The organism is Acidovorax sp. FW305-C-20-28, assembly GCF_058783375.1.
Window position 1 is genome coordinate 180336 of the sequence record NZ_JBYSYM010000003.1, and the last position, 13796, is coordinate 194131.

Sequence of the window (13796 nt, forward strand, 5' to 3'; positions counted from 1 at the left end):
TGCGCGTCAGCTTCCCGCAAGCCCGTCATGAATAATTATGAATTCAGAAATGCGCCTCCCGAGGGGGCGCAGACGAGATGCTGGAGACAAACCATGACAACACGCTACGCAGATTTCTACCGCCAATCCATCGACCAGCCTGAGGCCTTCTGGGCCGAGCAGGCCCGGCTCATCGACTGGCAGACGCCGCCCGCCCAGATCTGCGATTACAGCAACCCCCCGTTCGCCCGCTGGTATGCGGGCGGCACCACCAACCTGTGCCACAACGCGGTGGACCGGCACCTGGCCGAGCGTGCCGACCAGCCGGCCCTGGTGGCCATCTCCACCGAGACGGACAGCGAGCGCAGCTACAGCTTTGCCGAGCTGCATGCCGAAGTGCAGCGCATGGCGGCTGTGCTGCTGGCCCTGGGCGTGAAGAAGGGCGACCGCGTGCTGATCTACATGCCCATGGTGGCCGAGGCGGCGTTCGCCATGCTGGCCTGCACGCGCATCGGGGCCCTGCATTCGGTGGTGTTCGGCGGCTTTGCCTCGGGCTCGCTGGCTTCGCGCATCGAGGATGCCGAACCCGTGGCCGTCGTCAGCGCCGACGCGGGATCGCGCGGCGGCAAGGTCGTGCCCTACAAGCCGCTGCTCGACGAGGCCATTGCCCAGTCGCGCCACAAGCCAGCCGCGGTGCTCATGGTCAACCGGGGCATGGCGCCCATGCAGCTGCACCCGGGGCGCGACCACGACTGGGCCGCCCTGCGCGCCCAGCACCTCGATGCCAGCGTGCCCTGCGAATGGGTGGACGCCACCCACCCCAGCTACACCCTGTATACCAGCGGCACCACTGGCAAGCCCAAGGGCGTGCAGCGCGACACCGGTGGCTACGCCGTGGCGCTGGCGGCCAGCATGCAGCACATCTTCGATGCGAAGCCGGGCGACACCTACTTCGCCACCAGCGACATCGGCTGGGTGGTGGGGCACAGCTACATCGTCTATGGCCCGCTGATCGCGGGCATGACGACCATCCTGTACGAGGGCCTGCCCATCCGCCCCGATGCGGGCGTGTGGTGGAGCATCGTCGAGAAATACCGGGTGACGCACATGTTCTCGGCCCCCACGGCCGTGCGCGTGCTCAAGAAGCAGGACGCAAGCTGGCTGCGCAAGTACGACGTGAGCAGCCTCAAGGCCCTGTGGCTGGCTGGCGAGCCGCTGGACGAGCCGACGGCGCAGTGGATCAGCGATGCGCTGCAGGTGCCCATCATCGACAACTACTGGCAGACCGAGACTGGCTGGCCCATCCTCACGCTGGCCAATGGCGTGGAGCCGCAGACCACGCGCTTCGGCAGCCCCGGCAAGGCCATGTACGGCTATGCCGTGAAGCTGATCGATGAATCCACGGGCGAGGAACTGACCGGTGCGAACCAGAAGGGCGTGGTCGCCATCGAAGGGCCGCTGCCGCCCGGCTGCATGCAGACCGTGTGGCGCGACGATGCGCGTTTTGTGAACACCTACTGGAAGAGCATCCCGGGCAAGCTCATCTACAGCACCTTCGACTGGGGCATCCGCGATGCCGACGGCTACCACTTCATCCTGGGCCGCACGGACGACGTGATCAACGTGGCCGGCCACCGCCTGGGCACGCGCGAGATCGAGGAGAGCATCGCCTCGCACCCCAACATCGCCGAGGTGGCCGTGGTGGGCGTGGCCGATGCGCTCAAGGGCCAGGTGGCCATGGCCTTCGCCGTGGCGCGCGATGCCAGCGGGCTGGGCGAGCCGGCTGCACGCCTCAAGCTCGAGGGCGAGGTCATGCAGCGGGTGGACCAGCAGCTGGGCGCCGTGGCCCGGCCCTCGCGCGTGCACTTCGTCACCGTGCTGCCCAAGACGCGCAGCGGCAAGCTGCTGCGCCGCGCCCTGCAGGCCGTGGCCGAGCGGCGCGACCCGGGCGACCTGACCACCATGGAAGACCCGGCTGCGCTGCAGCAGGTGCGGGAACTGGTGGGATAGCGCGGGTCGCCCGCTTCAGAGCCGGCGGACCTTGCCGCTGGCAGCGCGCACGTGGGTCTCGATGAAGTCCTGCATCTCGGGCGGAAGGTCGGCCACGGGCAGGGTGCTGAACTGCGCGGGAGAGAACAGCAGCAGCCAGACGCGCTCGAACTGCCAGACCTCCTTCACGCTGCGCCAGGGCAGGGTGGCCTGGCCTGCCTGCGAAGTGAGCGTGAAGTGTTCCTCCTTCGTGCGCAGCGCGGCCCGGGCCGTGCCGCCCATGTCGCGCAGCTTGGCCATGGCGTTGCGGTAGTGCACGGCATAGACCATCATGCCCACCAGCACGCTGATGGCCACGGCCGTGCCGACCACGCCGACCTGCCAGGAGCGGTCGCCCTGCGCGAGCAGCACGCCCAGCCACAGCAGCATGGCCCCGGTCACGAGCACCGTGCGCAGCCCCACCGAACGGCGCCAGAAGCAGAGGACGGCATGGCGCACCAGATCGGGCGTGTAGTGCAGGGTGGTTTCCAGGGGCATGGGATCGCAGCGCAAAGGGCTGCAGTGTGCCACCGCGTGCGGCGGCGGTGCTCAGTGTGGCCGCGAACGCTGCCAGCCCGCTGGCGTCTGCCACTGGGCAGCCCACTCCACGAACTGCGCGAGCGCCATGGGCCGGGCAATGCAGTAGCCCTGGGCCTGGGCGCAGCCCAGCTGTTGCAGCATCTGGCCCTGCTCGATGGTTTCCACGCCCTCGGCGATCACGCGGTAGCCGAAGGAGCGTGCCAGGCCGATCACGCCCTGCACGATGGCCAGGTCACCCGGGTCGCCCATCATGCCGTGCACGAAGCTCTGATCGATCTTGAGCGTGTCCATGGGCAGGCGGCGCAGGTAGGTCAGCGACGAATAGCCGGTGCCGAAGTCGTCGAGCGACACGCTCACGCCGAGTTCGCGCAGCCGGGTCAGCGTGGCCGCCACCGCACTGATGTCGTAGAGCGCGGCGCTTTCGGTGATCTCGATCTCGACCTGGCGCGCATCGATGTCGGGGCGCTCGGCCAGCATCCGGGCCATCCAGTCGGCAAAGCCGGGGTGCTGCAGGTGCAGGGCTGAGATGTTGATGCTCAGGGGCAGGGCCAGGCCATGGCCGTTGAGCTGCCTGAGCAGGTCCAGCGCCGCCCCGACCACCCACTGGCCAAAACCGATCTCGAGTTCGGTGCCCTCCAGCAGTGGCAGGAAGGCGCCGGGCGGCAGCAGGCCACGCTCGGGGTGCTGCCAGCGGGACAGGGCCTCGGCGCCCACGACCGCGCCGCTGCGCATGTCCACTTTGGGCTGCAGGTGCAGGATGAACTGGGCGCCCGCGATGGCCTCCTGCAGGTGCTTGCCCTGCTCGCGCTGGGCCACCAGGGCCCGCTCCTGCGCGGCATCGAACTGGTGGAAGCGGTTGCGCCCGGCCTGCTTGGCTGCGTACATGGCCTGGTCGGCATGGCGCAGCAGGGTGTCGGCATCGGCCTCGTCCAGCGGGAACACCGTGTAGCCGATGCTGGCGGTGACGACCACGCGCTCGGTATCGAGCGCGTAGGGGGCGGAGATGTTCTCCATCACCCGCGAGAGCATGCGTTCGCATTCGGCGGTGTCGGCCAGGTCGGGCAGCAGCATCACGAACTCGTCGCCGCCCAGGCGGGCCACGCTGTCGCCGGGGCGCAGGGCGCGTGTCAGGCGGCCCGCCACCATCACCAGCAGGCGGTCACCGGCGCCATGGCCCAGGCGGTCGTTCACGGGCTTGAAGCCATCGAGGTCTAGGTAGCCGACGCCTAGCTGGGTGCCGCGCTCGCGCGCCTGGTCCAGGCACTCCTGCAGCCGGCGCGCCAGCAGCACGCGGTTGGGCAGGCCGGTCAGGGCGTCGAAGTGGGCCAGCTTCTGCAGCAGCACCTCCTGCTCGCGCTGGGGCGTCACATCGAGCGCCACGCCCAGCATGCGCTGGGGCTGGCCGCCTGCACCAAAGCTCACGATCTTGCCCAGGTTGCGCACCCAGCGCGTGCCCTCGTGCGGGGCGGGCACCTTCCAGGTCGCGTCGAACGGCGTGGCCGGCCGTGCCGCATGGCGCGCCACTTCGGCCGTGATGCGGTCGATATCGTCCGCCGCCACCGCGCTGGTCCACTGCATCGAGGTCTGGGCGATCGGGCCGGGGTTCTTGCCCTGCATGGCTGCCCAGCGGCTGTCGCCGGTGATGGTGCCGCGCTCCAGGTCCCAGTCCCACAGGCCCAGCGAGGCAGCGGAGATGGTCAGCGACAGCAACTCCTCGCGCTCTCGGACCTGCTCTTCCTGGCGCTTGCGGTCGGTGATGTCGTGCACCGAGAACAGCCAGCAGGGCTCGCCATCGAAATCGATGGGGCGCATGGACTGCAGCACGGTCAGCCGGCTGCCCGAGCGGGCCTTGAGCGTCACCTCGTGGCTGGTCTGGGGGTCCCCGCGCTCGAAGGCCTGTATCAGCTGCTGGCGCTCCTCGGGGGTGAAGATGCCCAGTTGCACGGCGGTGCGGCCCACGGCCTCGCTGCGTGGTATGCCCAGCAGGGTTTCCCAGGCCGGGTTCACGTCCAGGTACTGGCCATCGCTGCGGCGCGACAGCCCCATGGGGAACGGCATGAGCTGGAAGATGCGCGAGAAGCGCTCTTCGGACTGGCGCAGGCGCTCGGTGGCGCGCCTGGCCGCGTCGATGTCCTGCATGACCCCGCGCACGCGCGTCACACGGCCGTTCTCGATGACGGGCTCGCCCCGGGCGCGCACCCACAGCAGGTGGCCATCGGCGTGGATCACCTCCAGCTCCAGGCTCCATTCGGCCCGATCGAGGATGCTGGAGCGGAAATGGTTGCGCAGCGTCTCGCGGTAGGCGGGCGCCACCATGCGGTCGATGTAATCGGTCGGCAGGGGCGAGCCGGGCGGCATGCCGTGGATGTCGAAGCACACGTCCGACCAGTAGACCAGGCCCTTGCCGCGCACGTCTTCCCAGGCGCCCAGGCGCGCCAGCCGGCCCGCCTGCTGCAGCAGGCTGTTGAGGGCGCGCAACTCGTCGCTGGTGCGTTGGGCCTCGGACATGTCGTGGAAAACGAAGACAAAACAGTTTTCGCCATCCACAAGCACGGACCGTGCCGACATCAGTCCCGGGATGCGCACGCCACGCCGCTGGGCCACCAGGGGTAGGCGGTCCACCTTGCCGTGGCGCTGGTAGGCGTCCAGCAGGCGCCTGCGCTCCCCGTCGCTGGCCCAGATCCTGAGCTCGGTCGAGGTGCGGCCCACGACCTGGTCGTGGGGCAGACCGAACATCTCGCAGAACGCCGGGTTCACATCGACGTAGCGGCCGTCCGAGACGCGGCTGATGCCCGCCGGGTCGGGCAGTGTCTGGTAGAACGAGGTGTACTTGGCCTCGGAGTCGCGCAGCGCCTGCTGGGCCTCGCGGTGGGCGGAGATGTCCACGTCCATGCCGATCAGGCGCAGGGGCTTGCCCGCGGCGTCGCGCAAGGACACCATGCCGCGCGACATCAACCAGCGCCAGCGGCCGGTGGTATCGCGCACGCGGAACTCGGCCTCGTAGGTGTCTTCGAGCCCATCCATGGCGCGGGCGAGCTTGGCGGCATTGCGCTCCCGGTCCACCGGGTGGCGCAGGTCGTACCAGCGCTGCCACAGGTCCGGTGACTGGAGCGCCTCGTCGCCCAGGCCGAACTGCGCATAGAAGCTGCCTTCGCAGCGGAACTGGCGCGTGTCCACATCCCATTCCCAGCGCCCGCCGTTCAGGGAGTCGAGCGCCATGCGCAGTTGCTGCTCGCGCTGACCCAGGGCCCGGTGGGTCGACTCCTCGGCATCCATCGACCGGGCCTTGCTGATCAGCAGCAGGCGGCAGCTTCCCAGCACCAGGATGCCGGTGCCATGCTGCCAGGGCAGGTTTTCCCACCAACTGGCGACGAGGGGGGTCTCCGCCTGCGCGCCCGCTGCCGTGAGCAGCAGGCCGCTGACCACCGGCAGGCTCAGCGCCAGGCCCAGCATTTCCGGCCAGCTGCGTTGGCCCCGGTAGAGTGCCACCTGCCGCCACAGGGCCCCGCAGGCCCAGGCACCGACCAGTACCAGTGCCCCGGCGGGCGAGGGCGAGCCCTGGATCCAGGTGGCCACCAGAAAGGCCAGGCCGGCGCACAGGGCGGTGGCGCGCACACCGAAGCACAGGGCCACGAAGGCGGTGGCCGTGGGGTAGGCCACCAGGCCGGTGCCGCTGGGCTGGAGGTTGAGCACGGCCAGCATGGCGGCCGACACCAGGCCCCCCGCCAGGCCGGCCAGCCACTCGGTGCGCCGGGAGGGTGCCAGCACCTCCCGGGGCGGCAGCAGGGCCAGGCCCAGGACGGTCAGCAGCAGCAACAGGCTGCCGGCGAGCAGGGTGTTATGCGCCATGGTGCCCGTGGTCGGCCCCCTGCGCCGAGGCGTTCAGCCAGGGCCCTGCGGTAAAGCATGTAAGCAGATGAAAAACCGGCGCGGGAACCATGCGCCGAGTTTAGGGCCGTTCTGCAGCCCCCCAGGCCGGTGCACGCGTCCTGACAAGCCCGGTTGACAACAGCGTGCCGGTGACGATGACCGCGGCGCAGCCCAGCATCCACAGGGTGATGCGCTCCTGCAGGAACAAAGCGCCGTAGAGCACCGCGAACACCGGGGTGAGAAAGGTCACGGCCAGTGCCCGGCTCGGGCCCGCGTGGGCGATGAGGCGAAAGTACAGGATGTAGGCGATGCCCGTGCACAGCACGGCCATGGCCACGATGGCAGCCCAGGCGCGCAGGCCGGGCATCAGCGCCGGCCACAGCCAGAGGGTGGGCAGCGCCAGCCCGAGGGCGGCGCCCAACTGGCTGCCCGTGGCGGTGGCCAGCGGCGGGATGCCCGCCAGATGGGTGCGCGCGAAGCTGGCCGCCAGGCCATAGAACGCCGATGCCAGCAGACAGGCGCCGATGGCCCAGTGGGCCTGGTCGGTCTTGAAGCCCGTGCCGGCCGGGGCCCGCCAGGCCAGCAAGGCCACCCCCAGGAATCCCAGCGCCAAGCCCAGCCAGCGCAGGCGTCCGATGCGGTCGCCCAGCCACACCCAGGCGATCAGCGCGCCAAACAGGGGCACGGTGGCGTTGAGGATGGAGCTCAGGCCTGTGGCGATGTGCAGCACGGCCCAGGAAAACAGCGCGAACGGAATCGCCGAATTGATGATGCCGGCCAGCATGATGGGGCGCCAGTGCTGGCGCAGCGCCGGCCAGTGGCCCTGGCGCAGCAGGATGGGCCAGAGGAACACGGTTGCCACGGCCACCCGCAGCCCGGCCGTGGGCAGCGGCCCGAATTCCGAGGCGCCCATGCGCATGAACAGGAAAGAGGCGCCCCAGAGCGAGGCCAGCAGGACGAATTCGCCGATCCAGGCGGAGACAGGGCGGGTGGCGGAATCGCTCATGCTGCCAGCAGGTCCAGCGTGCGCGGGCGCGCGCCCTCGATGGCCAGCAAGGCGCCCTTGCGCTCCAGGCCGCCGGCATAGCCGGTGAGGCTGCCGTCGGCGCCCAGCACACGGTGGCAGGGCACGACCACGCTGATCGGGTTGCGTCCCACGGCCGCGCCCACGGCGCGCACCGCGCGCGGGCGGCCCAGCGCCCGGCTCAGGTCGCCATAGGTGGAGGTGGCGCCGCAGCCAATGGCCAGCAGTGCGCGCCAGACCTCCTGCTGGAAGCTGGTGCCGCCCGACAGGTCCAGCGGCAGCTCGAACGCGCGGCGTTCGCTGCGCAGGAACTGCTGCAACTGGCCCGCGGCCTCCTGCATCAGGGCATGGCCGCTCACCTCGGGCCAGGCACCGGGGCCGTCGAGCAGGGGCGTGGGCTGGTGCCGCTGGCCATCGAACCACAGGCCGACCAAGCCCTGGGGAGAAGCCGCCAGGCGCACGGCGCCCAGCGGGGAGTCGGCGCGCGCTTGCACCGTGGCGGGATGGAATTGCATGGAAGCGGGGGTCTCTCTATATATGCAGGTGCTGTAGGCGCAGATAGGCCGTGGCCATGTCAGGCGGGGGATGCCTGCCGGGCTGCCGTTGCGGGTAAGGGCAGTTCCGCCCAGGCGCGCAAGACGGCATAGCTGCGCCAGGGACGCCAGGCGGCGGAGGCCTCGGTGGCGGCGCGGGCCGGGTGCTTCTGGCCCTGCACGCCCAGGGCCTTGTGCAGCGCCACGTCGCCAGCCGGGAAGGCGTCGGGCCAGCGCAGCACGCGCATGGCGATGTACTGCGCCGTCCAGTCGCCGATGCCGGGCAGGGCGCACAGGGCCTCTGTGGTGCTGGCCACGTCGGCACCCGCATGCAGGGCCAGGGCACCGCTGTCCACCGCCTGTGCCAGGGCCACGATAGCGGCTTGCCGCTGGCGCACGATGCCCATCTGGCCCAGGGTGTCGCCCTCGGCCCGGGCCAGCACGGCGGGCGGGGGGAAAAGGCGGGTCAGTTCGGGCCAGGGCGTCTCGATGGGCTCGCCCAGGCGCTCCACCAGGCGCTGGCCCAGGGTGCGGGCGGCGGCCACGGTGATCTGCTGGCCCAGCACGGCACGCACGGCCAGCTCGAAGCCGTCGAAGGCGCCAGGCACGCGCAGGCCATCGCCTTCGGGAAAGCGCTGGTGCAGCACGGCATTGATGGCGCCGGGGTCTGCGTCCAGGTCGAGCATGGCGCGCACCCGGGCGATCACCACGGGCAGCACCGGGTACAGGCTGTCGCTGGTCTGCAGCAGCACCTGGTGGCGGGTGGTGTCGAAGCGCGCGCTGAGCCAGCCGGTCACCTCCGTTGCCCCTGTCACGGCGGGGGACAGGCGCACCGTGCGCCGCAGGGCGGGGGCGCCGTCGCCTTCCTGCTGCACCCATTCCACCCCCAGAAAACGGCGCCGTTCGAAGAAGGCCAGCAGCGCCGGTACATCCAGCGGCGGGCGGTAGGCCAGGCGCAGCGTGCCCGTGCGGGGGGCGCCTTGGGCACTGCCGCTTTTGCGCAGCTGGCTGGGGTTCAGACCGTAGTGCTCGGCAAAGGCCGCATTGAAGCGGCGTACGCTGCCGAAGCCGCTGGACAGCGCCACCTGGGTGATGGGCAGCGGTGTATCGGTCAGCAACTGCTTGGCCGTGAGCAGGCGTCGGGTCTGCAGGTACTGCAGTGGCGAGACGCCCAGGGCCGCCTCGAAGATGCGGCGCAGGTGCCGGTCGCTCACGCCCAGGCGCTCGGCCAGGCGGGCCACGGTGGCGCCCTGGCCATCGTTGCCGGGGTTGCGGGCCCAGCCCTCGGGCGCATCGAGCAGGCGCACCGCCTCGCGCACCAGGATGTCCGAGGCGTCCTGCGTCGACCAGGCCAGGGACTGGGGGGCCATCTCGGGCCGGCAGCGCAGGCAGGGGCGAAAACCCGCACTCTCGGCCTGGGCCGCCATGGCGAAGAAGCGGCAGTTCTCGCGCCGCGGCGTGCGCACCGAGCACACGGGCCTGCAGTAGATGCCGGTGGAGGTCACCCCCGTGAAAAAGCGCCCATCGAAGCGGGCATCGCGGGTCTGCAGGGCCAGGTAGCGGCCTTCGTCATCCGCCACCGTATCGGTGGTGATGGTGGGCTGGCCGGGGGAGGGCAGGGGGCTGGACATGGGGGGAATGATAGGTCGCGCCTGTATCCAGGCTGGCCGTTTTCGGACATATGCCCCTGCCAACGTGGTTACGATCCTTGCCTGGAGCTGCAGGGGGCGCCCCCTACAATCCAGCGCTCTGTTCCAACGCTCACTGCAAAGGCCCCCCACGTGCAACCCACGCCCGCCATTTTCAAAGCCTATGACATCCGCGGCATCGTGCCGACCACCCTGAACGAAGAGGTCGCCCTGGGCCTGGGCCGCGCCTTTGGTTCTGCCGCCCGTGCCGAAGGCCAGACCACGGTCGCCGTGGGCCGCGATGGCCGCCTGTCCGGCCCGGCGATGTCGGCCGCGCTGATCCAGGGGCTGGTGGAAGCCGGCATCGAGGTGATCGACGTGGGCATGGTCACCACGCCCCTGCTGTATTTTGCGGCCAGCACCCTGTGCACCAGCGGCATCCAGGTCACCGGCAGCCACAACCCGCGCGACTACAACGGCTTCAAGATGGTCCTGAATGGCCGTGCCATCTATGGCGAGGAGATCCAGTCCCTGCGCCGCACCATGGAGCAGGAAAGCTGGCAGCTCGCCGCCGGTGGCAGCGTGCGCCATGTGGATGTGCTGCCCGCCTACCGCGACCGGATCGTGGGTGACGTGAAGCTGACGCGCCCGCTCAAGATCGTGGTCGACTGCGGCAACGGCATTGCCGGTGCCACAGCGCCCGCCATCTTCCGCGCCCTGGGCTGCGAGGTGATCGAGCTGTTTTCCGAGGTGGACGGCAATTTCCCCAACCACCATCCCGACCCGAGCAAGCCCGAGAACCTGCGTGACCTGATCGCCGCGTTGCAGGGCAGCGATGCCGAGCTGGGCCTGGCCTTCGACGGCGATGGTGACCGCCTGGGCATCGTCACGCGCGATGGCACCAACATCTTCCCCGACCGGCAAATGATGCTGTTCGCCCAGGACGTGCTCACGCGCGTGCCTGGCGGCAACATTCTGTTCGACGTGAAGTGCACCCAGCGCCTGGCACCGGCCATTGCCGCTGCAGGCGGTGTGCCGGTGATGTTCAAGACCGGCCACTCGCTCATCAAGGCGCGCATGAAGGAGCTCGATTCGCCCCTGGGCGGCGAGATGAGCGGCCACATCTTCTTCAAGGAGCGCTGGTACGGCTTCGACGACGGCACTTACGCCGGCTGCCGCCTGCTCGAAATCCTGAGCCGCCACGCCGACCCGAGCGCCGTGCTCAACGCGCTGCCCACCAGCTTTTCGACGCCCGAGCTCAATGTGGCCTGTGCCGAGGGCGAGCCGCACCGCCTCACGGCCGAGCTGCAAGGCCTGGCGGCCGGCAGTTTCAGCGCGCCGGCCCAGGTCAACACCATCGACGGGCTGCGCGTGGACTGGCCAGACGGTTTCGGCCTGATCCGCGCGAGCAACACCACCCCCGTGCTGGTGCTGCGCTTCGAGGGGCATACCGAGGAGGCACTTGCGCGCATCGAGGCCGCCATGCTGGCGCTGCTGCACAAGGTCAAGCCCGATGCGCAGTTGGGCGCGGCCGCCCACTGAGTCCGGGGCCTGTCCCCCTCCTTTTTCGAACGCGCTTTCCTTGACTACTCCCCTGTCTCCCTTGCTGCGCATCGCCGCGGCGCAATCGATTTCCGTGCCTGGCCAGGTGCAGGCCAATGTGCAGTCGCACCTGTCCATGGTGCACGAAGCTGCCCGGCACGGTGTGCAGTTGCTGGTGTTTCCCGAGCTCTCGCTCACGGGTTATGAGCCCGCGCTGGTCGCGGACCTGGTGCTTGGTGCCGACGATCCCTTGCTCGCGCCCCTGCGCGAAGCCGCACGCAGCACCGGCATGGCGCTGGTGGTGGGCGCCCCCGCGGCCCCGGTCACACCGGGTGGCAAGCCCGCCATTGGCGCCTGGGTGTTCGAGGCCGATGGCAGCGCAGCCCTGTACCGCAAGCGCTACCTGCACCCCGGCGAGGAGCAGTTCGCCAGTGCCGGCAGCGAAGACTTCCACGTGCGCCCGCTCGCGGGCCAGCCGACGGCGCTGGCCGTGTGCGCCGACACCACGCACCCGGAGCACGCCCGGGCGGCCCTCGACGGCGGTGCCTTGCTGTATGCCTGCGGCTCGGTGATTTCCGAAGGCGGCTACGCCAAGGACTCCAGCCAGCTGCAGGGCTATGCCGCAGACCTCGGGTTGGCCGTGCTGATGGCCAACCATGGCGCCCCCACGGGCGGGTATGCCTGTGCGGGCCGCAGCGCCTTCTGGGCGCCTGGCGGCGAGCGGGTGGTTGCAGCCCCCGGCGTGGGGGCCTGCCTGGTCGTGGCGTCCCGCGAGGGCGGCGCATGGCAAGGCCGTGTGATCGAGATCGCCACGCCATGAGGCAGCCCGCATGACCACCGCGCGCGCGCTGTATTCCATGGTGACCTGGGCGGCCCAGCCGTTGCTGCGCCGCAAGCTGCGCCGCCGCGCCGCCGCCGAGCCCGGCTATGCCGTGGCGGTGGGCGAGCGATTTGGCCGCTACCCCCAGCCCATCGACAGCCTGGTACTGCACAGCAGCACCGATCCGCTGGGCCAGTTCGTCTGGATCCATGCGGTGTCGCTGGGCGAGACCCGCGCTGCCGCCATCCTGCTGGCCGAGCTGCGCGCGCAACTGCCCGGCATGCGCCTGCTGCTCACGCATGGCACGGCCACGGGCCGGGCCGAAGGGGAAAAGCTGCTGCAGGCGGGCGATGTGCAGGTCTGGCTGCCCTGGGACACGCAGGGCGCCGTGCTGCGCTTTCTGCGCCAGTTCCGCCCGGCCATCGGCATCCTGATGGAGACCGAAGTCTGGCCCAACCTGGTGGCCGCCTGCCGCCGGCGTGGTGTGCCGCTGGTGCTGGCCAATGCCCGTTTCAACGAACACTCGCTGCGCAAGGCGCGGCGGGTGTCGCCGCTGGCGCGCCCGGCCTATGCGGCACTGACGGCTGTGTACGCCCAGACCGAGGACGATGCCGATCGCCTGCACGCCATCGGCGCGCAGGTGCACGGCGTGTTCGGCAACCTCAAGTTCGACGTGGTGCCCGACGTGGCCCAGCTCGAGCTCGGGCGTGCCTGGCGCGTGCAGGCCCTGCGCCCCGTGGCCATGCTGGCCAGCAGCCGCGAAGGCGAAGAGGCGCTGTGGCTGGACGCGATCCGCGCCTGGAGCACCTCGCGCGCCGACGCGGCGCAGCCCGTGCAGTGGCTGGTCGTGCCGCGGCATCCGCAGCGCTTCGACGCGGTGCAGCAGATGCTCGAGGCTGCCGGCCTCACGGTGTCGCGCCGCAGCACCTGGAGCCTGCTGCCCGAGCCGGCCGATGTGTGGCTGGGCGACTCGCTGGGCGAGATGGCCCTGTACTACGGCATGGCCGATGTGGCGCTGCTGGGTGGCAGCTTCGCGCCGCTGGGCGGGCAGAACCTCATCGAGGCGGCGGCCTGCGGCTGCCCCGTGGTGCTGGGCCCGCACACCTTCAATTTTGCCGAGGCCGCCGAACTGGCCTGCGCCGCCGGTGCGGCGCAGCGCGTGCCCGACCTCACGGCCGGAGTCGCGCAGGCCGTGCAGCTGGTGCGCGACCCGACGCAGCAGGCGGCCGCCAGCGAGCGCGCGACCCGCTTTGCGCGCCAGCACCGGGGCGCCGCCCGTGCCACCGTGCGTGAACTGCTGCAGTTGGTGCGCCGGCGCACGGTGGGACGCTTCGAAGATTCCGATGTCTGAGCGGGCGCCGCCGTCCACCCGTACGGCGGTGCTGGCCGACGCCCCCGCCATTGCCGGCTTGATGGGGCAATTGGGCTACGAGGCCGGTGAGGCGCTGATCGCCCGCAAGCTGGGCATCCTGGCCACCCACGCCTTCGACCGGGTGCTGCTGGCCGAGGTGCACGGTGTTGTCGCCGGGGTGATCAGCCTGCATGTGTTCGAGCTTTTCCACGCCGAAGGCCGGATCGGCCGAATCACCTCGCTGGTGGTGGATGCGGCCCACCGCGGTAACGGGGTGGGCGAAGCGCTGGTGGCCGCGGCGGACCGCTTTTTCATCGGGCAGGGCTGCGTGCGCGCTGAGGTCACGAGCGGTGACCACCGGCCTGCGGCCCATGCCTTCTACGCGGCGCAGGGCTATGGGCCGGATGAGCGGCGCTTTCTCAAGCGCTACCCGCCACCGGGCTGATCCGGCGTCGGACGGGGGCCTTCAGCATTTCTTCAG

The 13796-nt window shown here is 70.4% G+C and carries 10 protein-coding genes; 5 read left to right on the forward strand and 5 right to left on the reverse strand.

Translation table 11 applies throughout. From position 1 onward, the window contains the following. The first annotated feature begins 93 nt into the window (after positions 1 to 93). Positions 94 to 1989, forward strand: coding sequence for a propionate--CoA ligase (locus AC3WOH_RS05935; RefSeq protein ID WP_492228451.1), 1896 nt, complete (start codon positions 94 to 96; stop codon positions 1987 to 1989). Positions 1990 to 2004: 15 nt separating this feature from the next. Here AC3WOH_RS05935 and AC3WOH_RS05940 read toward each other — a convergent pair whose 3' ends face one another. The 5 genes from AC3WOH_RS05940 to AC3WOH_RS05960 form a co-directional block, all read right to left on the reverse strand. Then, positions 2005 to 2505 carry a YcxB family protein gene (locus AC3WOH_RS05940; protein WP_492228452.1) on the reverse strand — a complete coding sequence of 167 codons (501 nt, stop codon included), beginning with the start codon at positions 2503 to 2505 and terminating at the stop codon, positions 2005 to 2007. A gap of 51 nt (positions 2506 to 2556) precedes the next feature. After that, entirely contained in the window at positions 2557 to 6396 is a 3840-nt protein-coding gene (locus AC3WOH_RS05945) for a sensor domain-containing protein (RefSeq protein ID WP_492228453.1), read from the reverse strand. 100 nt (positions 6397 to 6496) lie between these two features. After that, positions 6497 to 7423, reverse strand: coding sequence for a DMT family transporter (locus AC3WOH_RS05950; protein WP_492228454.1), 927 nt, complete (start codon positions 7421 to 7423; stop codon positions 6497 to 6499). After that, positions 7420 to 7956 (reverse strand): methylated-DNA--[protein]-cysteine S-methyltransferase, encoded by a 537-nt coding sequence (locus tag AC3WOH_RS05955; RefSeq protein ID WP_492228455.1) that lies wholly within the window; start codon positions 7954 to 7956, stop codon positions 7420 to 7422. Before AC3WOH_RS05955 ends, AC3WOH_RS05950 begins: the two co-directional genes overlap by 4 nt. Before the next feature lie 59 nt (positions 7957 to 8015). Continuing rightward, complete coding sequence (locus tag AC3WOH_RS05960) at positions 8016 to 9605, reverse strand: DNA-3-methyladenine glycosylase 2 family protein (RefSeq protein WP_492228456.1); 1590 nt, start codon at positions 9603 to 9605, stop codon at positions 8016 to 8018. A gap of 150 nt (positions 9606 to 9755) precedes the next feature. On the opposite strand from AC3WOH_RS05960, the gene AC3WOH_RS05965 reads away from it, so the two are divergent. The 4 genes from AC3WOH_RS05965 to AC3WOH_RS05980 all read left to right on the forward strand — a co-directional run bounded on the left by AC3WOH_RS05965 (position 9756) and on the right by AC3WOH_RS05980 (position 13760). Continuing rightward, entirely contained in the window at positions 9756 to 11144 is a 1389-nt protein-coding gene (locus AC3WOH_RS05965; protein WP_492228457.1) for a phosphomannomutase/phosphoglucomutase, read from the forward strand. A 61-nt stretch (positions 11145 to 11205) separates the two neighbouring features. Then, entirely contained in the window at positions 11206 to 11964 is a 759-nt protein-coding gene (locus AC3WOH_RS05970) for a carbon-nitrogen hydrolase family protein (RefSeq protein ID WP_492228458.1), read from the forward strand. Positions 11965 to 11974: 10 nt separating this feature from the next. Further along, positions 11975 to 13315: a 3-deoxy-D-manno-octulosonic acid transferase gene (locus AC3WOH_RS05975; RefSeq protein WP_492228459.1), complete on the forward strand. Its 1341-nt coding sequence runs from the start codon at positions 11975 to 11977 to the stop codon at positions 13313 to 13315. Next, complete coding sequence (locus tag AC3WOH_RS05980) at positions 13308 to 13760, forward strand: GNAT family N-acetyltransferase (protein ID WP_492228460.1); 453 nt, start codon at positions 13308 to 13310, stop codon at positions 13758 to 13760. Before AC3WOH_RS05975 ends, AC3WOH_RS05980 begins: the two co-directional genes overlap by 8 nt. The last annotated feature ends 36 nt before the right edge of the window (positions 13761 to 13796 follow it).

Coding starts and splice junctions, on each gene's coding strand:
- AC3WOH_RS05935 (WP_492228451.1), top strand. CDS start 94: ATGACAACACGCTACGCAGATTTCTACCGCCAATCCATCGACCAGCCT.
- AC3WOH_RS05940 (WP_492228452.1), bottom strand. CDS start 2,505: ATGCCCCTGGAAACCACCCTGCACTACACGCCCGATCTGGTGCGCCAT.
- AC3WOH_RS05945 (WP_492228453.1), bottom strand. CDS start 6,396: ATGGCGCATAACACCCTGCTCGCCGGCAGCCTGTTGCTGCTGCTGACC.
- AC3WOH_RS05950 (WP_492228454.1), bottom strand. CDS start 7,423: ATGAGCGATTCCGCCACCCGCCCTGTCTCCGCCTGGATCGGCGAATTC.
- AC3WOH_RS05955 (WP_492228455.1), bottom strand. CDS start 7,956: ATGCAATTCCATCCCGCCACGGTGCAAGCGCGCGCCGACTCCCCGCTG.
- AC3WOH_RS05960 (WP_492228456.1), bottom strand. CDS start 9,605: ATGTCCAGCCCCCTGCCCTCCCCCGGCCAGCCCACCATCACCACCGAT.
- AC3WOH_RS05975 (WP_492228459.1), top strand. CDS start 11,975: ATGACCACCGCGCGCGCGCTGTATTCCATGGTGACCTGGGCGGCCCAG.
- AC3WOH_RS05980 (WP_492228460.1), top strand. CDS start 13,308: ATGTCTGAGCGGGCGCCGCCGTCCACCCGTACGGCGGTGCTGGCCGAC.